The organism is Pseudomonas sp. AC463 (assembly GCF_979253585.1).
Genome location: NZ_CEEDDZ010000015.1, coordinates 74,024 through 92,619 on the forward strand (window position 1 = coordinate 74,024; position 18,596 = coordinate 92,619).

Sequence of the window (18,596 nt, forward strand, 5' to 3'; positions counted from 1 at the left end):
TTTCGCCGTGCGCTGGCTCAGGATCGCCATAGGTTTCACTGTCAGCCTGCTGACGCTGCTCTGCCTGTTCCCGGCCCAGGCTGCCGCGCAAGGCAGTGGCTGGGCAGTATTGCTTGATGAGCAGGCCGACCTGCAGCTGAGCGACATCCGTTCCTCGCGCTACACCAACCAATTCAGCCCCATCGAACTGGACCGCATTACCGCCGCGGAACCGGACGGTGCGTTGTGGGTACGTTTCAAGCTGCAGCCCGGCAAGCACGAACAGGTGCTGCGGGTATTTGCGCCGGATCTGTCGCACCTGAGCCTCTACGTGCTGGACGGCGACACCCTGGTCGAACAACAAAGCACCGGCACCCGCCAGCCCCAGGCGGAACGCCCGTTGCCCAGCAGTGATTTCATGCTGCCAATGCCCCAGAGCCAGAAGCCCCTTGAGGTCTACCTGCGCCTGGTCTCCGAACACGAACTGCGCCCCTACATCACCCTGGAACCGGCCGTGCTCGCGGCCGCCGACCAGACCCAGACGCTGATCTACGGCCTGCTGTTCGGCTGCCTGCTGATGCTGATCCTGCACAACATCACGCGCTTCGCCTACCACCGCTCGCGCAGCAGCCTGTGGTTGGCGGCCTGCGAAATCCTGTTGATGCTCAGCCTGTTGCTGTTGCTCAACCTGGCGGGACCCTGGCTGCCGAACTGGCATGCGATCCAGACCCCGGGCGCCTACCTCGCGCTGCTGCTGACCGCACCCTGCGGGCTGATGTATGCCTACCGTTTCTTCATGCCCCTGGGGCCCCACCCGCTGAACAAGCTGTTGATGGCCGACATCCTGTTTATCGTGCTCTGCGGCTTGTTGCTGCTATTCGTCAACACCCTGCCGCTGAACATCATCACCTACGCCCTGGTGGCCCTGGCCGGCTTGAGCATGCTGTTCGTCTCGGCGTGCCACTGGCAAAAAGGCTATCGGCCGGCGCGTCTGTTCGTGGCGGCGATGGTGGTGTTCAACATCGGCACGTTGATCATCCTCCCGGCCCTGCTGGGGCTGACGATGGTGTCGCCGCAAGGCTTGATCATCACCCTGCTGGCCTTTATCTGCCTCAGTGGCCTGTTGATGAGCCTGGCTCTGGGCGAGCGCCAGCGCGCGATTGTCGAGGCGCGCTTCAGCCTCAGCCGCGACCTGGCGGCCAGCAATGCCGAGATCGCGGCCAAGGCCGAGTTCCTGGCCAAGATCAGCCATGAAATCCGTACGCCCATGAACGGCGTGCTGGGCATGACCGAGCTGCTGCTGGGCACGCCGCTGTCGGTGAAACAGCGCGACTACGTGCAAACCATCCACAGCGCCGGCAACGAACTGCTCACGCTGATCAACGAGATTCTCGACATCTCCAAGCTGGAGTCCGGGCAGATCGAACTGGACGACGTGCAGTTCGACCTCAATGCGCTGATCGACGACTGCCTGAGCATCTTCCGCGCCAAGGCCGAGCAACAGAACGTCGAGTTGATCAGCTTTATCCAGCCCCAGGTGCCGCGCGTGATCAGCGGCGACCCGACGCGCCTGCGCCAGGCGATGTTGAGCCTGCTGGAAAACGCCCTGAAAAAAACCGATGAAGGCGAAGTGCTGATCGTGGTTGCGCTGGACGACCGCAGCACCCAGCCGCGCCTGCGCATTGCGGTTCAAGACAGCGGCCTGCCGATGGAAGCCGCCGAGCGCGACGCGCTGCTGCACAGCGAACTGCACAGCAAGAACTTCCTCTCGGCCACCCGCTTGAGCGGCCACTTGGGCCTGGTCATCGCCCGCCAGCTGATCCTGTTGATGAACGGCGAGTTCGGCATCAAGAGCGGCGCCCACCAGGGCAGCACGCTATGGCTGACCCTGCCACTGGATCCGGAACGCCTGGAGCACCCCACCTCCGACCTCGACGGCCCGCTAAAGGACGCCCGCGTGCTGGTGGTGGACGACAACGACACCTGCCGCAAAGTGCTGGTGCAGCAATGCAGCGCCTGGGGCCTCAACGTCAGCGCCGTGCCTTCGGGCAAGGAAGCCCTGGCGCTGCTGCGTACCAAGGCGCACCTGCGCGATTATTTCGACGTGGTCTTGCTGGACCAGAACATGCCCGGAATGACCGGCATGCAACTGGCGGCCAAGATCAAGGAAGACCCGAGCCTTAACCACGACATCCTGTTGATCATGCTCACCGGCATCAGCAATGCGCCGAGCAAGATCATCGCGCGTAACTGCGGGATCAAACGCATCCTGGCCAAGCCGGTGGCGGGCTACACGCTCAAGACCACCCTGGCCGACGAACTGGCCCAGCGCAGCAAAGGTAACGTACTGCCCCGCGTGGTGCCCAGCGCGCCGGCGGCCATCACCGTGCCGAGCGACTTCCGCATCCTGGTGGCCGAAGACAACAGCATTTCCACCAAAGTGATCCGTGGCATGCTCGGCAAGCTCAACCTCAACCCGGACACCGCCAGCAATGGCGAGGAGGCGCTGGAGGCGATGAAGGCCCAGCGCTATGACTTGGTGTTGATGGACTGCGAGATGCCGATCCTCGATGGCTTCTCTGCCACCCAGCAACTGCGCGCGTGGGAAGTCAGCCACCAACGCATTCGCACGCCGGTGGTGGCGCTGACGGCGCATATTCTTTCGGAACACAAAGAGCGCGCACGCCAGGCGGGGATGGACGGGCACATGGCCAAGCCGGTGGAGTTGTCGCAGTTGCGTGAGCTGGTGGAGTTCTGGGTCGCCCAGCGCCAGCAGCGCCCGGAACACGCCCCGTCCTGACCTTGAAATGCAATCAAATGTGGGAGGGGCGGTGCGACGATTCGACTTGCCCCCGATAGCGGTGTATCAGCCAGCACATCTGTCACTGACCCACTGCAATCGGGGGCAAGCCCCCTCCCACATTTACTCTCTGTCGCCTGATAGACTCTCACCACTTTTTCCGCTCGCGAGCCGCCCCTCATGCTCCACGTGTTATTCAGCGTTTACCTGAAGATGCTGGTGCTCTACAGCCCATTCTTTGTGCTGTCCTGCTTTATCAGCCTGACCCGTGGTTATTCCAGCAAGGAACGTCGCCGCCTGGCCTGGAAAGTCGCGCTGGCCACCCTGGTATCGAGCGTGTTGCTGTACCTGTTCGGCCGGGTGATTTTCAGTGTGTTCGGCATCACCGTGGATGCCTTCCGCATCGGCGCCGGCAGTGTGCTGTTTATTTCCGCCCTGGGCATGGCCCAAGGCAAGTCGGCGGTACAGACCGACAACGTGCAGCAGGACGTGACCATCGTGCCGCTGACCATCCCCCTCACCGTCGGCCCCGGTACCATCGGCGCGCTGCTGGTGATGGGCGTGAGCCAGCCGCATTGGGATGACAAGCTCACCGCCATACTCAGCATCGCCCTGGCCAGCCTCACGGTCGGCGTGGTGCTGTACCTGTCCAACCGCATCGAACGCATTCTCGGCGACCAGGGCTTGCAGATTGTCAGCCGGTTGATGGGCTTGTTCGTGTGCGCCCTCGCCGCGCAAATCATCTTTACCGGCGTGCGCGGTTATCTGGTGCCCTAGATCCGGTATTTGGCGATCGCCAGTTGCACCTTGTCGCCCGCGCTTTCGCGCATCAGTTGAATGGTTTTTTCATTCACCACCGAGGTATTCAGCACCAGGCAGGTCTGCCCGCTGAAAGCCTCGAATGACGAACTGTCCCACTCCAGAAACGGCAGCCCCACCTGTTTGCCCACACCGTGTGAGCTGTAAGTCACCAGCACCATGGTCACTTCGCCCGCGCTTTCGGCGCAGGAGGCCAGGCCAAAGTCACCGCCCTGGTGCACCGTGCTGTTGCGCTTGAACAGCTCGAATGAAGCCGGGTGCTGCTTCAACGCCTCCAGTGCGTCCGCCGCCAGCTTGGGCAATGCGCCCAGCAACGGCCCGACCAGCGAACTCGACGCCAGCATGGCGGCAATGATGTTCAGCGCCGCCAACTGCACGGTCAGGCCCTTGCCCGAATGCTTGACCCGTTCGAAGCGGCTGCGCACCGGCAGCCAGCCCAGGCTGATCATCACCTTGATAAATTCCGCGTACCACGCCTCCGTGCCGCGCTGTACCTGCAACACATCGCTGACATAACTGCTGGCCAGCAGGTAGCTCTTGCGGATGTACTCGCGGTTCAGGGCGGACATCCCCTCGATAAACGCGATCACACCGTTGTTCACCACCGCCGCATTACACTCATCCTCGGTGCCCAGCGGCACAGCAGGGGGCGCGCCCGGCCCCCCCGGCAGCTTGTAGGCGGCAATCAACTTGCGCCTTTTGGCACCCATGATCCTTTTGTGATGTCGCTCCATTTCTGCTCTCCACAACCACCCCACATGGGGCTCACCCCCACACTAGTGCGTGGCCGGTGGGCTTTCCAGACGACAAACATCGCTTGGTCCGCCACCCGAAAAAGCCACGCCCAGCAATCACGCGGCGTACCTGTGCACCTTCCGTTATTCAGCGCTGAAAAAAGAAAAAGCTCCGAACAACCGCAGGTTTTCACCCTGTGTCATTCGGAGCTTTCTGGCGCATGGCAGGCCGTTTTCAGGAGGCCGGTTTTTCGCCGTACCAGCGTGGCGTGTACACCCAGTCGCCACCACCGGCGCGCGGAAACACGCAGGTGGTGGACGAGCCGATCAGCACCATGGTGCGCATGTCCACCTGCTCCGGCGTCAGCTGCCCCAGCGTGGTGACGCGCAGGGTCTGGCCCGGGCGACCGATATCACGACCCAGCACCACCGGCGTTTGCGCCGTGCGATGCAACGCGACGATTTCCAGCGCGCGCCCCAGCTGCCATGGCCGCGAGCGGGAGATCGGGTTGTAGAACGCCAGCGCCAGATCGGCCTGGGACGCGAGGTCCAGGCGCTTTTCGATGATCGACCAGGGCTTGAGGTTGTCCGACAGCGACATCACGCAAAAGTCATGACCCAACGGCGCGCCCGCCTGGGCGGCGGTGGCCAGCGAGGCCGAGACGCCCGGCAGGATTTCCAGGTCGACCTGGTGCCAGGCCGGGTCGCTGGACTCATGCAATGCCTCGATGACCGCCGCCGCCATGGCGAACACACCAGGGTCGCCGGAGGACACCACCACCACTGAACGCCCAAGGGCGGCCAGCTCGAAGGCGTGGCGGGCACGCTGCATTTCTTCGCGATTGTCGGTGCAGTGCTGCACTTGATCCTCGCGGAACGGCCCGGCCATGCGCACATAGGTTTCGTAACCCAGCACATCGGTGCAGCGCGCCAGTTCGGCTTTCACCGCCGGCACCATCAGCTCGGCAGCGCCAGGGCCCAGGCCGATTACGGCAAGGCGGCCACGGGCGCGGCCAACCTGCGCCAGGTCCAAGGGCTGCTCGGCGACGCTGATAGAGATATCGGCATCTTGCTCGACGTTGCCAAACCGCAGCGGCACACCCAGCTCCAATGCGGCTTCATGCAACGAGGATTCGGCCATCTGCGTATCGCTGGCCTTCAGGCAGGCCAGGGATTGCAGCGCGATCCCCGCGTCGTGCAAGGCCGTGCGTACACGCTCGGCCAAATCTGCGCCCGGCTTGCAGGTCACGCACACCGTCTGCGGGTAAATCAGCAATTCGTTGGCCTCAGGCTTGCGCTCGGCGCTGCCCACATGGATCGCCAGGCGCGCCTGCTGATCCTGCGGCAAGTTGGCCTGCTCCAGCCACGGCGCCGCGCCTTCGATGCGCACGCTTTCGCCGGCCAGCAGGTCCGAGACAAAGCGCTTGCCCAGTTCCAGGTCGGCCAGTTGATAACCGGCAGGCGGGTTGAGCAGGCAGGTACCGAAACGCAGCTCGCCACTGGTGGTGATCGCCGCCGCCACATGCAGTGCGGCCGCAATCTCGCGCGCCATTACGTTCACGCCGCCCAGGCCACCGAGCAAGGGCACCACGGCGCTGCCGTCTTCCGCCACGGCCAGCACGGCGGGTTCTTCGCCCTTCTCCAGCAGCAACGGCGCCAGGGTGCGGATGATGATGCCGGCGGCGCACAGGGCAATCAGCGGCGTGCCTTGCTGGTACAGCTGGCGCAGGGTCGTGCCGAATTCACTATAGCTCTGGTCGGCGCCTTCAACGCGCCCGGCCAGGCCGTGGATCAATGCGCCAGGGTAAACCTGTTGGATTTTGCGCGCGGTGGCCAGGCTGCCCTGGCCCAGGATCACGATTGCCGGTGTCATCACCCTTGCCACCGTTCACCGGGCACGATGATCAGCGAAAAGTACGGCGAGGACGACGGGTCGACCTGATCCAGCGCGACGATTTTCTGGTTGGCCATGGTGGCGCGTTCCACATACAGCGCGCGCCCGGCCAGACCGAGTTCTTCCAGCACCTGGCGCACCTTGGGGAAGTTACGACCCAGCTTCATGATCACCGCCGCGTCGGCATCCGCCAGGCGGCGCTTGAGGTCGTCATGGGGCAGCACGCCCGAGAGCACCGACAGGCTCTGGTTGCGATACACCAGCGGCGCGCCCAGTACCGAGGCGCCGCCGAGCATCGAGCACACGCCAGGGATGACCTGTGCTTCGTAGCGTTCGGCGAGGCGGTCGTGCAGGTACATGTAGGAGCCGTAGAAGAACGGATCACCTTCGCAGATCACCGCCACATCGCGGCCGGCGTCCAGGTGCGCGGCCACGTCGACGCTGGCAGCGTCGTAGAAATCGCTGATCACTTGCTCGTAGGACATCGGCGCCGGCAGCACCTCGGTGGTCACCGGATACACCAGCGGCATCAGGGTTTGCTGGGGCACCAGATGGTCTTCGATGATGCCGAAGGCATTGCCCTTTTTACCCTTGGCCACGAAGTACGCCACCACCGGCGACTCGCGCAGCAGGCGCAGGGCCTTGAGGGTGATCAGCTCCGGGTCGCCGGGGCCGACGCCCAGGCCGATCAAACGTCCGCGTGCCGGCATTATTCGACCTCCGTGGCGAGGGCGTTGACCGCAGCGGCGGCCATGGCGCTGCCGCCCAGGCGACCCTGCATGATCACGAACGGCACGCCACGGCTGTCGGCCGCCAGCATCGCCTTGGATTCGGCTGCGCCGACAAACCCGACCGGGAAGCCGAGGATCAACGCCGGTTTCGGCGCGCCGGCGTCGAGCATTTCCAGCAAGTAGAACAACGCCGTCGGTGCGTTGCCGATCACCACTACGCTGCCTTCCAGGTGCGGGCGCCACAGTTCCAGGGCGGCAGCGGAGCGGGTGTTGCCCAGTTCGCGCGCCAGCTCCGGCACGCTGTCGTCGCGCAGGGTGCAGATCACTGGGTTATTGGCCGGCAGGCGCGTGCGGGTCACGCCTTCGGAGACCATCCGCGCATCACACAGAATCGGCGCGCCGGCGGCCAACGCATCGCGCCCGGCCTTGCCTGCGCCTTCGGAAAACTGCAGGCCGTCGATCGCATCGACCATGCCGCACGCATGAATCACCCGCACCGCGAGTTTTTCCAGATCAGCCGGGATGCGGTCCAATTTGGCTTCCGCGCGAATAATGGCGAAGGAGTTGCGATAGATCTCCTGACCGTCGCGGATGTAATCAATCATCGGTGTTGCTCCGTGGGCGAGCGCGCAGCAAGGCGCCCGTCGCTTCAATAGAAAGAGTGCGTGCGTGCAGCCGGCCGAAACCGGGTTGGGCTGCGTCGCGAAAATAGACGTCGTAGTGGCCGGGGCTCACCGCCAGCAAGGTGACCGGCGCCACGTGGGCGGCGGCGCAGGAGCGTGGGCAGCCGGACAGGTGCACCTCGACGCCAGGGTTCAGCGCGGCGAGTTGCACGGCGTCGGCCTTGGTGTCCGCCAGCGCCTTGCCGCAGCCGCTGGAGCCGGTGCAGGCGGTCATGCGCGCCAGCGGCTGGTCAACTGAGCAGAGGAAGCCCAACTGCGCCAGGCGCTCGGCGACGGCGTGAGGCTTTTCGACGTTGGGCAGCAGCACGCCTTGCCAGGGGGTGAAGCGCAAGGTGCCGTCGCCATGGTCGCTGGCAAGTTGCGCGATGCCCTTGAGCATCGTCGAGTCCAGGCGGCCCAAGGGGGCGATGGCGGCGACGTAGAACTGATTCGTTTGCACCTGTGGATAAGTTCCAAGATGCAGCAAAGCGCCACTGGCCGGGCGTTTGAAGCCATCGGCCGGCAGCAGCGGCAGGCTGAGGCGGCCCAATAACTTATCCACAGCCAGATGGCGCATGCGCGCTTGTTCGGCGGTCGCCAGGTCGAGAAACGCCTCCAGCACCGCCACCACCAGTGCATGGCCCTGCTCCAATGGCACGGCTGCCAACGGCGCATCCAGCCCCGGGCAACCGGCCAGGCCGAACGCGAGCAGCGTCTCGCCATTGCGTAGAAACGCCGACAGCCACAGGTCGTGGTGATGTTCGAGCATTGCCAGGGCCTCGCCGCCATCCAGCTGCACGGCGAACTTGGCCGACAGCTCATGAAAGCGCGGATTGGTTTGCAGGGTGGCCAGGATCTGCGCGGCGAGTGGCCGGGTGTCGAACAGCATGTACGGGTCGATGCCGGCGCTGGGGCTGAGCATCAGGTTGCGCACGTCATCACCGGCGGCGTTGCTCGGGCCCAGGTCGGCGGCCAGCAGCATGGCGATCAGCGCGTCCTGCTCGGCGCCGATCCCGCGAATCTGCAGGTTGGCGCGATTGGTCGCCTCGATCACCCCGCCCGCATAGGCCTGGGCCGCGTCCGCCACGGCATGCGCCTGCGCGCTGGTGATCGAACCGCCGGCCAGTTTGATCCGGCAAATGCCGCCGTCCAACGCCTGGACAATACGAAGCAACCCCGGACAAGCCGAGGGGCGCAAGGTATTTACAGTGGGCGTTGGGTTCACGGGGCTACCGGTTGATGGGTAAAGGCGCGGTATTATGCCTGCTTTGTCCGGCGGCATGAAAAGCCTGCCCGTCGGATGTCGTTCAAGGAATTCATATGTCGCCCTGGCTGACGGTTGTAGGCATCGGTGAAGACGGCTTCAAGGGGCTGGGCAGGAATGCCCGGCATGCCCTGTTGCGTGCCCAGCGGATTATAGGCGCTCAGCGCCAGCTGGACCTGCTGCCGGTGTGCATTCGTGGCGAGCGCCAGCTGTGGCCGAGCCCGTTTTCCCTGGAGCCGGTGTTGGCCAAGCGCGGCGAGCCGGTGTGTGTACTGGCCAGCGGCAATCCGATGTTTTATGGCGTGGGCGCCAGCCTGGCGCGGCAAGTGCCGGTGGAGGAGTTGCTGATTCTGCCGGCGCCGTCCTCGGTGTCGCTGGCAGCGGCGCGGTTGGGCTGGCCGTTGCAGGAGGTGGTGACCTTATCCGTAGTCGCCCGGCCGGTGGCGGCGATCAATGCGCACCTGGCCAGTGGCGTGCGGTTGCTGGTGTTAAGCAATGATGGCAACAGCCCTGCGTTGATTGCTTCGCTGTTGGCGGAATCGGGTTTTGGGCCCAGCCAGTTGAGCGTATTTGAGCACCTGGGTGGCGCGGATGAGCGGCGTATCGACGGCGTGGCGGCAGATTGGCAACACGCCTCGGTCGCCGATTTGAACCTGGTCGCCATCGACTGCCTGGCGTCCATCGACACCCCACGCCTGTCACGTCTGGCCGGCCTGCCGGATTCGGCCTTCAAGCACGACGGCCAGCTGACCAAACGCGATGTACGCGCCATGACCCTCTCGCGCCTGGCGCCGGTGCCCGGCGAACTGTTGTGGGACGTGGGCGCGGGCAGTGGCTCCATCGGCATCGAATGGATGCGTGCGCACCCCAGCTGCCGCGCGTTGGCGATTGAGGCGGATGAAGGCCGCCAGGGCCTGATCGAACACAACCGCGACGCCCTTGGCGTGCCCGGCTTGCAACTGATTCGCGGCAAAGCCCCGGACGCATTGCGCGGCCTGCCGGCGCCGGATGCGATCTTTATCGGTGGCGGCGTCACCCGCGAGGGCGTGCTCGACACCTGCTGGCACCACCTGCGCCCCGGCGGCCGTTTGGTCGCCAATGCCGTGACCCTGCAAAGTGAAATGACCCTGATGAACTGGCGCGCGAAGCATGGCGGCGAACTGACGCGTATCCACGTGGCCCAGGCCCAGCCGTTGGGCGAGTTCGATACCTGGCGCCAGGCGCTGCCGATTACGTTGCTGGACGTGGTCAAGCCGCTATGAAACGCATCCTGTTGCTGGGCGGTGTGACCGAGGCACTGGCCATCGCGCGGACCTTGGGCCCGGAGCATATCTACAGCCTGGCGGGCGTTGGCCGCGTGCCGACTGACCTTACGTGCCAGGTACGGGCCGGCGGTTATGGCGGCGCCGAAGGATTGGCGCAGTTTGTGCGCGCTGAGGGGATTGGCCTGGTACTCGACGCGACCCACCCTTATGCGGCGCAGATCAGCCGCAATGCCGCTGAGGCTGCGCGTTTATGTGGCGTTCCTTGCTGGGCGTTGCGGCGTCCGGCGTGGGTGCCGCAGGCGGGGGATGATTGGCGTGAGGTCAGTGATTGGGCCTCGTTGATTGAGGCGTTGCAACCCTTCAAGCGCCCGTTGTTCACGTTGGGGCGTGAGCCGTTGCAGCACCTTGATGAAATTCCCGTCGATCAATTCTGGACGTTGCGTGCACTGGATATGTATCCGGGAAATGCGCGCTGTGAAGTCATCGGCGCGCGTGGGCCGTTTCTGATTGATGACGAGCGCGCGTTGTTTGAACGGCGTGGGATTGATGTGTTGATCAGCAAGAACAGCGGCAGTACGGCGACGGAGCCCAAGCTGGAAGTCGCGCGGGAGCGCCGGGTGCCGGTGCTGGTGTTGAAGCGCCCGGGGTTGCCAGCAGTGGACCGAGAATTCACCTGCGCTGCGGCGACCCTACAGGCCATCCAGACTCTTTGAACAACACCGATCCAATGTGGGGGGGCTTGCTCCCGATAGCGGTGTATCAGTCACAGATTTGTTGACTGACACACTGCCATCGAGGGCAAGCCCCCTCCCACCTTTGACCTGTGTTCTGAGTTGCCCGCGCCTATTGCCTGCCGATACCCTCATGCACCCGATCAGCCAGCAACTGCGAGAGACCTGCTTTGAAGACAATGCGGGTGATGGTCTTTTGATTCGCACCGCTCTCAACGATATTGCACGCGCCCAAGGCATGACCCAAATAGCCCGCGACGCTGGCCTCGGACGCGAAAGTTTGTATAAAGCCCTCTCCAGCACTGGCAATCCCGAGTTCGCGACTATCATGAAAGTCATGAAAGCTCTGGGCCTCAAGCTTCACGCCAGGGCGGTCTGATACCACTGCGACACCAAACCACACCGGCCCTTTTTACTTATCCCCCCCGATCAGGCTAAATACCCACCTGATCGTTTAACCCTACGGATCGTCCGCCATGGCCCGTCAACGCTTTGCAATTGCCTGGATCGCCTGCCTAGCAGTGCTGTTCAATGCGTTTGCCATGCCGATGGCCAGTGCGATGCAGCAATCCCAGGACCCTGTGCAGCAATTGATATGGGGCGGTTTCTGCTCCTCCAATGGCGCAAGCCTCAAGGCGATTGCCCTGGGCAAGCTGGAAATTCCGGCGCCGCAGCAGGACGAACATTCCACCATGCAGCATTGCTGGTGTTGCTCGGGCTCGGCGCCGTTGGTGGCGTTGCCGGGGCATGTGCCGCAGTTGTATGTCACGCGGTTCGATGCATTCCAGAGCCTGCCGCCCCCTTCGCTGCAATCGCCGACACCGCGTCAGCAATGGCCGAGCCTCAACCCGCGCGCCTCTCCAACGGTCTGATTTCTTCGCAAGTGAACTGCGTTTAGAACCGTTCTGGAGAACTGCCATGCTCAAATCTTCCCTGCTTCTGGCGGCATTGCTGCTGCCGGTGTTCAGTGCCGCCAATGCCGACGACTACAAGGCCGGCGACCTGTTGGTCAGCAACCCCTGGTCCCAGGAATTGCCGCCGAACGCGCCCACCGTCGCGGCGTATTTCGTGATTCACAACACCGGCGAAACCCCGGACCGCCTGCTCAGCGTCGACACCCCGGTGGCCGACAAGGCCGAGTTGCATGAGCATGTGATGCAGGGCGACTTGATGAAGATGCAGCAAGTGCCCAGCGTGGCCGTGCCCGCCAAGGGCGACCTGACCTTCGCACCCATGGCGTACCACGTGATGTTGCTCGGTCTCAAGGACCGCAGCCTGCTGGCCGATGGCAAACAGTTCCCGCTGACCCTCACCTTCGAAAAAGCCGGCAAGGTCGAAGTGGAAGTGTCGGTGCAGAAAGTGCCGCCAGTGCCGCCAGTGCCCAGCCACGAGCATAAGCACGCCCAGTAGGCCAACACTCGATGGGCGCCCCTCGCGCCAGGCACCGTCCACACCACCGCGTAATGCGCGGCAGCTGGATCAGCCTGTTCGCCATGCTGATGATCTTTATCGGTCCGCTGATTTCCCAAGCGATGCCGATGGATCATCACGCCGGTATGTCGATGCAAATGCCCATGGACATGTCGGGCGACCATCACGCACACACCCCCGCCCCTGACGAACACCACGCCCTCTGGTCCAAGTGCGGCTATTGCGACCTGCTCTACAGTTGCCCCGCCCTGCCCGGCGGCGTTTCAACCTTCACCCTCAGCACCCCGCCGCCGGCCAACGCCCTCACCCCCGCCACGCGCCTGGGCCACGCCCGGCAAAGCATCTTCCCCGGCGCCCGCAGTCGCGCGCCGCCCATCATCGCGTAAGCGCTTAATACCGTTACTTCACCCCGGCCGACTTCAGACAGCCAGCCGCAGGCTGCTGGCCGTGTTGTTTACGATTGATTGATGGGATTTTTATGTCCAGGTTTTCTGCTGACACCCGTTTGGGATGCACCCCCGTGCTCGCCGTTTTATGCGGCGCGCTCCTGGCGCCACAGGCCCAGGCCGACGAACATGAACTGAGCCCCACGGTGATCACCGCCATCGCCCCCAGCTCACCGCTGACCGTGGTCACCCACCCGAAAGACCCGCGCCAGCCGGTGCCGGCCAGCGATGGCGGCGACTACCTCAAGACCATCCCCGGCTTCGCCCTGGTGCGCAACGGCGGCACCAACGGCGACCCGGTGTTACGCGGCATGTTTGGCTCGCGCCTGAATATCCTCACCAACGGCAGCCAGATGCTCGGCGCCTGCCCGGGCCGGATGGACGCGCCCACCGCGTACATCTCGCCGGAAACCTACGACAAACTCACCGTGATCAAAGGCCCGCAAACCGTACTCTGGGGTCCCGGAGCGTCGGCCGGCACGGTGCTGTTCGAGCGCGAGCCGGAGCACTTCGGCGCGCTCGGCACCCGCCTCAACGCCAGTGTGCTGGCCGGCTCCAACGGGCGTTTCGACAAGGTCATCGATGCCGCCGCCGGTGGCCCGCTGGGCTATGTGCGTGTGATCGGCAACCAGGCCCACGCCGACGACTACAAGGACGGCAACAACGACACCGTCGCCTCACGCTACGACAAATGGAATGGCGACGTCGCCGTGGGCTTCACCCCCGACGCCGACACCCTGCTGGAACTCACCGCCGGCCGTGGCGATGGCGAAGCACGCTACGCCGGGCGCGGCATGGACGGCTCGCAGTTCCTGCGCGAAAGCCTGGGGCTGCGGTTCGAAAAGTCCAATATCGGCGAGGTGCTGGACAAGGTCGAAGCCCAGGTCTACTACAACTACGCCGACCATGTGATGGACAACTACAGCCTGCGCAGGCCGTCGGGCACCGGGATGATGGCCGGGCCGATGGCCGCCAACGTCGACCGCCGCACCCTCGGCGCGCGCATCAAGGCCACCTGGCGCTGGGCCGATGTGCAACTGATCGGCGGCCTGGACGCACAGACCAACGAACACCGCGAACGCAGCAGCATGGGCATCGACACTTACAAGGATTTGCCCAAGGTCAAGGACGCCAACTTCCACAACTACGGCGTGTTCGGCGAACTCACCTGGTACGCCGCCGACCGCGACCGCCTGATCACCGGCGCGCGCCTGGACCGCGCCTCGGCCAAGGATTTTCGCGAAGCCAGCGCAACGGCAGGCGACACCCGCGCCGATACCCTGCCCTCGGGTTTTGTGCGCTACGAGCACGACCTGGCCGACAGCCCCACCACCCTCTACGCCGGGTTGGGGCACGCGGAGCGTTTCCCTGATTACTGGGAGCTGTTTTCCCCAGACACCGGCGCCGTCGGTGCGGTGAATGCCTTCGACGGCGTGAAACCGGAGAAGACCACCCAAATCGACTTCGGCGCGCAGTACAAAAGCGCCGACCTCGAAGCCTGGGCCTCGGGTTATATCGGCCAGGTGCGCGACTACATCCTGTTCGACTACCGGCCGGGGATGATGGGCACCACCTCCCAGGCGCGCAACGTAGACGCGCGCATCCTGGGTGGCGAACTCGGCGCGGCCTACAAACTGACGCGCAACTGGAAGGCCGACGCGACCCTGGCCTATGCCTGGGGCAAGAACAGCAGCGACGGCAAGGCACTGCCGCAGATGCCGCCGCTGGATGCGCGCCTGGGCCTCACCTACAGCGAAGACGACTGGAGCGCCGGCGCGCTGTGGCGCGTGGTCGCCGCGCAGAATCGCATCGACGCGAACAAGGGCAACGTGGTCGGCAAGGACTTCGACAAGAGCGGCGGCTTTGGCGTGTTCTCGCTGAATGCGGCGTATCGCATCAATAAAAACTTCAAGGTCAGCACCGGCGTCGACAACCTGTTCGGCAAGGCCTACGCCGAGCACCTGAACCTGGCCGGCAACGCCGGGTTCGGCTACCCGGCCAACGACCCGCAAGCCATCAAGGAGCCCGGTCGAACACTCTGGACCAAAGTTGACATGAGCTTTTAAAAGCATCGGGGGCAAGTCCCCTCCCACCTTTGAATGTATTCACAAATCAAATGTGGGAGGGGGCTTGCCCCCGATGGCGGCCTGACCAACACAAAAAATTCAAAGCCTTTGCGGAGCCCCCTGATGACCACCCAAAAAATCTCCTTCTACAACCTGGCCTGGCGCTGGCACTTCTACGCCGGCCTCTTCGTCGCACCCTTCATGGTGCTGCTGGCCCTCACCGGCATCATCTACCTGTTCAAACCCCAACTCGACCCACTGATGTACGCCAACCTGCTCACCGTACCCGCCGCCGAACACGCCCTGAGCGCCGACGAGCAACTGCAACGCGCCCAGGCCGCCTTCCCCCAGGGCAAGATCAGCAAATACCTGCCACCAGCCGACGCCACCAGCAGCGCGCAGTTCGTTATGCATCAAGACGGCCGCGAAGTCAGCGTGTTCCTCGACCCGTATCGCGGCAGCGTACTCGGCGAGCAGGACGCGAAATACAACCTGCAAGCCATCGCCCGCGCCCTGCACGGCGAGCTGATGATCGGCACCGTGGGCGATCGCCTGGTGGAACTCGCCGCCGGTTGGGGCGTGATGCTGGTGGTGTCGGGCCTGTACCTGTGGTGGCCGCGCGGCAAGTCGTCGGCCGGGGTGCTGTGGCCACGCTTCAACAGCCGTGGCCGTGTGCTATGGCGTGACATGCACGCAGTCGCCGGTTTCTGGGGCGCGGCCTTCCTGTTGGTGATGCTGCTCAGCGGCATGACCTGGACCGGCTTCTGGGGCAAGCAATACGCCGACCTGTGGAACACCTTCCCTGCCGCCATGTGGAACAACGTGCCGCAATCCGACCAGCAGGCGCGGGTGCTCAACACCGCCAGCCAGCAGACCGTGCCCTGGGCCATGGAAAACACGCCGATGCCGATGTCCGGCGACCACGCCGAACACATGAACCACGGGTCCATGCATGCGGCGCCGGCCGCACCGAGCATTCGCCTGCAACAAGTGGTCGACCTGGCCACCGCGCGCAAGGTCGAGCCCGGCTACAGCATCACCTTCCCGACCACCGCCGAAGGCGTGTTCACCGTGGCGGTGTTCGCCAACGACCCACGCAACGACGCTACCCTGCACGTGGACCAGTACACCGGCAAGGTCCTCGCCGATGTGCGCTGGGAACACTACAACACGGTGGCGCGCGCTACCGAAACCGGGGTGATGCTGCATGAAGGCAAGATGTTCGGCTGGGTCAACCAACTGATCGTGCTGCTGATCTGCCTGATGATCCTGCTCAGCGCCGTGAGTGGCGTGGTGATCTGGTGGAAGCGTCGCCCACAGGGCGGCCTGGGTGTTCCGCCGTTGCGCCATGACCTGCCCAAGTGGAAAACCGCGATGGTGATCATGCTCGCGCTGTCGATCATTTTTCCGTTGGTGGGCGCCTCGTTGATTGCGGTGTGGGCCCTGGACCGCCTGGTGTTGGCGCGGCTGTTCACGCAACGTGAATCTGCCTCAGGTTCTGCATGAAGCAGGCGAGATGCCCGCTGCAGACGGCTTCTGTAGCCTTGCGCAACTTTTGCCCCGCAGCCAATAAGTGTTAACTTATAACACTTTCTGCGTTATCGTTGCTCGCCGCGCTCTGCGGCGAGTACCCCCGTAAAGAAGATTGATCGACCGATGAACAAGTACCTTGCGTCCGGCCTGTGCCTGCTCGCCCTGCATAACAGCGCCCAGGCCCTGACCCTGCCCGCCAGCCCCATCACCGCGCCTGAAGTGGACGACCAGCACGTCGACCTGCACACCCCGACCACCGCCGGCTCGCGCCTGAACCTCACGGCCCTGCAAACCCCCGGCAGCGTCGAAAGCCAGACCGGCGCGCAGATCCGCGAACGTGGCGACGCCAGCGTGCAGGACGCCATTTCCCGCGCCACCGGCATCAGCCGCACCGGCTCGCCCGGCGACGGCGGCACCTCGCTGTCGGCCCGTGGTTTTACCGGCCAGGGTTCGGTGATGCAGCTGTACGACGGCAATCGCATGTACATGGGCATGGGCACCTCGACCTTCCCGGTGGACACCTGGTCAGTGGAACGCGTCGACGTTTTGCGCGGCCCAGCCTCGGTGCTGTATGGCGAAGGCGCCACCGGTGCAGTGGTCAACACCGTGCCGAAAAAACCGTTCAGCGGCGCGATCGAAAACCATATCCGCCTGGGCTACGGCTCTTATGATCGCCAGCAACAAGCCCTGGACAGCGGCGGCTCGCTGACCGACACCCTGAGCTACCGCCTGAACCTCAACCGCCTGCGCAGCAATGGTTTCATCGACCGTGGCGACTCCAGCAGCGACTTCGTCAGCGGCGCCCTGCGCTGGCAGGCCGCCGACAACCTGAGCTTCACCTTGGCCAGCGACTACGGCGACCAGCACCCGCAAAACTACTTCGGCACGCCGCTGATCAACGGCCAGTTGCACAAGGGCCTGCGCGACAAGAACTACAACGTCAGCAACGACACCCAGCACTACAACGACCAGTGGACGCGCCTGACCAGCGAATGGCAGATCAACGACAGCGTCAGCGCCACCAACGAGCTGTTCTACCTGAAAAACCAGCGCCGCTGGCAGAACGCCGAGAACTACAACTTCACCAACGGCCAACTGACCCGCAGCGGCAACTACGGCATCAAGCACAATCAGGAGCAGGTCGGCGACCGCCAGACCTTCACCTTCAAACACACGCTGTTCGGCCTCGACAGCCAGACCGTGACCGGCGTGGAGTACAACCGCATCCGCTTCCGCCTGGCCAGCAACTCGCCGTTTGCAGACACGTTTTCCACCGGCCAACCCATCGACGTGAACCACCCGGCACCCGGCCAGTTCGCCAGTAACGACCCGTTCCAGCCGCTGTTCGCCAGCACCACCAAAACCGTGGCCGGCTTCGCCGAAAACCGCCTGCAACTCACCGATCAACTGTCGCTGATCACCGGCATCCGCCGCGACTACGCGCACATCGACCGCGACAACTTGCGCGACGGCAGCCAGAGCGACAAGACCCTCACCGGCAATAACTGGAAGGTCGGCCTGGTGTATGCGATCACCCCGGACACCTCGATCTACGGCCAGTACGCCACCAGCACTGACGGCGTCGGCGGCCTGATTTCCCTGAGCCCCGGCCAGCAGCAATTCGACCTGGCCACCGCCAAGCAGACCGAGATCGGCGTCAAGCAAGCCTTCTGGAACCAGCGCGGCGAATGGACGTTGGCGGCCTATCACATCGTCAAGAAAAAGCTGCTCACCGACACACCGGGCGACCCCGACCACCAGCAGCAAGTCGGCCAGCAATCCTCCCGTGGCCTGGAAGCCAGCCTCGACCTGCAACTGCCGCACGCCTGGCAGCTACAAGCCAACGCGGCCATCGTCCACGCGCAGTACGACGACTTCAACCAGGACGTCAACGGCGTGCAGGTCTCCCGCGATGGCAACCGCCCGGTGGACGTACCGCGCCGCACCGCCAACCTGTGGTTGAGCAAGGCCGTGACCGACGACATTCGCGCCGGTGCCGGGGTGCGCTACGTCGACGCGCGTTATGCCGACATGGCCAACCAGAACGAGTTGCCGAGCTACACCGTGGTCGATGCGACGGTGTCGTGGCAGGCGGCGCGCAACACCACCCTGGGTCTGCAATTGAACAACCTGTTTGACCGCACTTATGCCGTGAGCCAATACAACGACGGCCAGCAATGGATTTTAGGTGAGCCACGCTCATTCTTCGTCACGGCGGACTACACCTTCTAACAAAATGTG

The 18,596-nt window shown here is 64.1% G+C and carries 16 protein-coding genes; 11 read left to right on the plus strand and 5 right to left on the minus strand.

Annotation, left to right across the window (positions count from 1 at the left end; translation table 11 throughout):
- Positions 1 to 7 precede the first annotated feature (7 nt).
- Positions 8 to 2,779: a hybrid sensor histidine kinase/response regulator gene (locus AC0IYH_RS19445; protein WP_471835783.1), complete on the plus strand. Its 2,772-nt coding sequence runs from the start codon at positions 8 to 10 to the stop codon at positions 2,777 to 2,779.
- 180 nt (positions 2,780 to 2,959) lie between these two features.
- Complete coding sequence (locus tag AC0IYH_RS19450) at positions 2,960 to 3,556, plus strand: MarC family protein (protein WP_003171467.1); 597 nt, start codon at positions 2,960 to 2,962, stop codon at positions 3,554 to 3,556.
- Here AC0IYH_RS19450 and AC0IYH_RS19455 read toward each other — a convergent pair.
- The 5 genes from AC0IYH_RS19455 to cobG form a co-directional block, all read right to left on the minus strand.
- Positions 3,553 to 4,332 (minus strand): hypothetical protein, encoded by a 780-nt coding sequence (locus tag AC0IYH_RS19455; protein WP_471835785.1) that lies wholly within the window; start codon positions 4,330 to 4,332, stop codon positions 3,553 to 3,555. The two genes, AC0IYH_RS19450 and AC0IYH_RS19455, sit on opposite strands and share 4 nt — an antisense overlap.
- A 235-nt stretch (positions 4,333 to 4,567) precedes the next feature.
- Positions 4,568 to 6,205: a precorrin-3B C(17)-methyltransferase gene (gene cobJ / locus AC0IYH_RS19460; RefSeq protein ID WP_471835787.1), complete on the minus strand. Its 1,638-nt coding sequence runs from the start codon at positions 6,203 to 6,205 to the stop codon at positions 4,568 to 4,570.
- Positions 6,205 to 6,936: a precorrin-2 C(20)-methyltransferase gene (locus tag AC0IYH_RS19465; protein WP_116627268.1), complete on the minus strand. Its 732-nt coding sequence runs from the start codon at positions 6,934 to 6,936 to the stop codon at positions 6,205 to 6,207. The genes cobJ and AC0IYH_RS19465 overlap by 1 nt, the downstream gene beginning before the upstream one ends.
- Positions 6,936 to 7,562, minus strand: coding sequence for a precorrin-8X methylmutase (locus AC0IYH_RS19470; RefSeq protein WP_116627269.1), 627 nt, complete (start codon positions 7,560 to 7,562; stop codon positions 6,936 to 6,938). The genes AC0IYH_RS19465 and AC0IYH_RS19470 overlap by 1 nt, the downstream gene beginning before the upstream one ends.
- Positions 7,555 to 8,901, minus strand: coding sequence for a precorrin-3B synthase (gene cobG, locus AC0IYH_RS19475; protein ID WP_471835789.1), 1,347 nt, complete (start codon positions 8,899 to 8,901; stop codon positions 7,555 to 7,557). Before cobG ends, AC0IYH_RS19470 begins: the two co-directional genes overlap by 8 nt.
- A 38-nt stretch (positions 8,902 to 8,939) precedes the next feature.
- Here cobG and cbiE point away from each other — a divergent pair, with 38 nt between their 5' ends.
- The 9 genes from cbiE to AC0IYH_RS19520 all read left to right on the plus strand — a co-directional run bounded on the left by cbiE (position 8,940) and on the right by AC0IYH_RS19520 (position 18,587).
- Positions 8,940 to 10,145, plus strand: coding sequence for a precorrin-6y C5,15-methyltransferase (decarboxylating) subunit CbiE (gene cbiE, locus AC0IYH_RS19480; protein ID WP_471835791.1), 1,206 nt, complete (start codon positions 8,940 to 8,942; stop codon positions 10,143 to 10,145).
- Entirely contained in the window at positions 10,142 to 10,861 is a 720-nt protein-coding gene (locus AC0IYH_RS19485) for a cobalt-precorrin-6A reductase (RefSeq protein WP_471835792.1), read from the plus strand. Before cbiE ends, AC0IYH_RS19485 begins: the two co-directional genes overlap by 4 nt.
- 151 nt (positions 10,862 to 11,012) lie before the next feature.
- A complete protein-coding gene (locus tag AC0IYH_RS19490) occupies positions 11,013 to 11,258 on the plus strand; it encodes an addiction module antidote protein (RefSeq protein WP_471835794.1) in 246 nt (81 codons plus the stop codon).
- 97 nt (positions 11,259 to 11,355) lie between these two features.
- On the plus strand, positions 11,356 to 11,751 hold the full coding sequence (locus tag AC0IYH_RS19495; protein WP_122774760.1) for a DUF2946 domain-containing protein: 396 nt from the start codon (positions 11,356 to 11,358) through the stop codon (positions 11,749 to 11,751).
- Positions 11,752 to 11,797: 46 nt separating this feature from the next.
- Complete coding sequence (locus AC0IYH_RS19500) at positions 11,798 to 12,289, plus strand: copper chaperone PCu(A)C (RefSeq protein ID WP_471835796.1); 492 nt, start codon at positions 11,798 to 11,800, stop codon at positions 12,287 to 12,289.
- 11 nt (positions 12,290 to 12,300) lie between these two features.
- Positions 12,301 to 12,696, plus strand: coding sequence for a DUF2946 domain-containing protein (locus AC0IYH_RS19505; RefSeq protein ID WP_122774761.1), 396 nt, complete (start codon positions 12,301 to 12,303; stop codon positions 12,694 to 12,696).
- A gap of 92 nt (positions 12,697 to 12,788) precedes the next feature.
- On the plus strand, positions 12,789 to 14,822 hold the full coding sequence (locus AC0IYH_RS19510) for a TonB-dependent copper receptor (protein WP_471835799.1): 2,034 nt from the start codon (positions 12,789 to 12,791) through the stop codon (positions 14,820 to 14,822).
- Between the two features lie 123 nt (positions 14,823 to 14,945).
- On the plus strand, positions 14,946 to 16,328 hold the full coding sequence (locus AC0IYH_RS19515) for a PepSY-associated TM helix domain-containing protein (protein ID WP_471835801.1): 1,383 nt from the start codon (positions 14,946 to 14,948) through the stop codon (positions 16,326 to 16,328).
- Between the two features lie 150 nt (positions 16,329 to 16,478).
- Positions 16,479 to 18,587 (plus strand): TonB-dependent receptor, encoded by a 2,109-nt coding sequence (locus AC0IYH_RS19520; RefSeq protein WP_471835803.1) that lies wholly within the window; start codon positions 16,479 to 16,481, stop codon positions 18,585 to 18,587.
- The last annotated feature ends 9 nt before the right edge of the window (positions 18,588 to 18,596 follow it).

What these genes read in the sequence shown, in the direction of transcription:
- AC0IYH_RS19450 (WP_003171467.1), top strand. Translation starts at nt 2,960, where the DNA reads ATGCTCCACGTGTTATTCAGCGTTTACCTGAAGATGCTGGTGCTCTAC.
- AC0IYH_RS19455 (WP_471835785.1), bottom strand. Translation starts at nt 4,332, where the DNA reads ATGGAGCGACATCACAAAAGGATCATGGGTGCCAAAAGGCGCAAGTTG.
- cobJ (WP_471835787.1), bottom strand. Translation starts at nt 6,205, where the DNA reads ATGACACCGGCAATCGTGATCCTGGGCCAGGGCAGCCTGGCCACCGCG.
- AC0IYH_RS19465 (WP_116627268.1), bottom strand. Translation starts at nt 6,936, where the DNA reads ATGCCGGCACGCGGACGTTTGATCGGCCTGGGCGTCGGCCCCGGCGAC.
- AC0IYH_RS19470 (WP_116627269.1), bottom strand. Translation starts at nt 7,562, where the DNA reads ATGATTGATTACATCCGCGACGGTCAGGAGATCTATCGCAACTCCTTC.
- cobG (WP_471835789.1), bottom strand. Translation starts at nt 8,901, where the DNA reads ATGCCGCCGGACAAAGCAGGCATAATACCGCGCCTTTACCCATCAACC.
- cbiE (WP_471835791.1), top strand. Translation starts at nt 8,940, where the DNA reads ATGTCGCCCTGGCTGACGGTTGTAGGCATCGGTGAAGACGGCTTCAAG.
- AC0IYH_RS19485 (WP_471835792.1), top strand. Translation starts at nt 10,142, where the DNA reads ATGAAACGCATCCTGTTGCTGGGCGGTGTGACCGAGGCACTGGCCATC.
- AC0IYH_RS19490 (WP_471835794.1), top strand. Translation starts at nt 11,013, where the DNA reads ATGCACCCGATCAGCCAGCAACTGCGAGAGACCTGCTTTGAAGACAAT.
- AC0IYH_RS19495 (WP_122774760.1), top strand. Translation starts at nt 11,356, where the DNA reads ATGGCCCGTCAACGCTTTGCAATTGCCTGGATCGCCTGCCTAGCAGTG.
- AC0IYH_RS19500 (WP_471835796.1), top strand. Translation starts at nt 11,798, where the DNA reads ATGCTCAAATCTTCCCTGCTTCTGGCGGCATTGCTGCTGCCGGTGTTC.
- AC0IYH_RS19505 (WP_122774761.1), top strand. Translation starts at nt 12,301, where the DNA reads ATGGGCGCCCCTCGCGCCAGGCACCGTCCACACCACCGCGTAATGCGC.
- AC0IYH_RS19510 (WP_471835799.1), top strand. Translation starts at nt 12,789, where the DNA reads ATGTCCAGGTTTTCTGCTGACACCCGTTTGGGATGCACCCCCGTGCTC.
- AC0IYH_RS19515 (WP_471835801.1), top strand. Translation starts at nt 14,946, where the DNA reads ATGACCACCCAAAAAATCTCCTTCTACAACCTGGCCTGGCGCTGGCAC.
- AC0IYH_RS19520 (WP_471835803.1), top strand. Translation starts at nt 16,479, where the DNA reads ATGAACAAGTACCTTGCGTCCGGCCTGTGCCTGCTCGCCCTGCATAAC.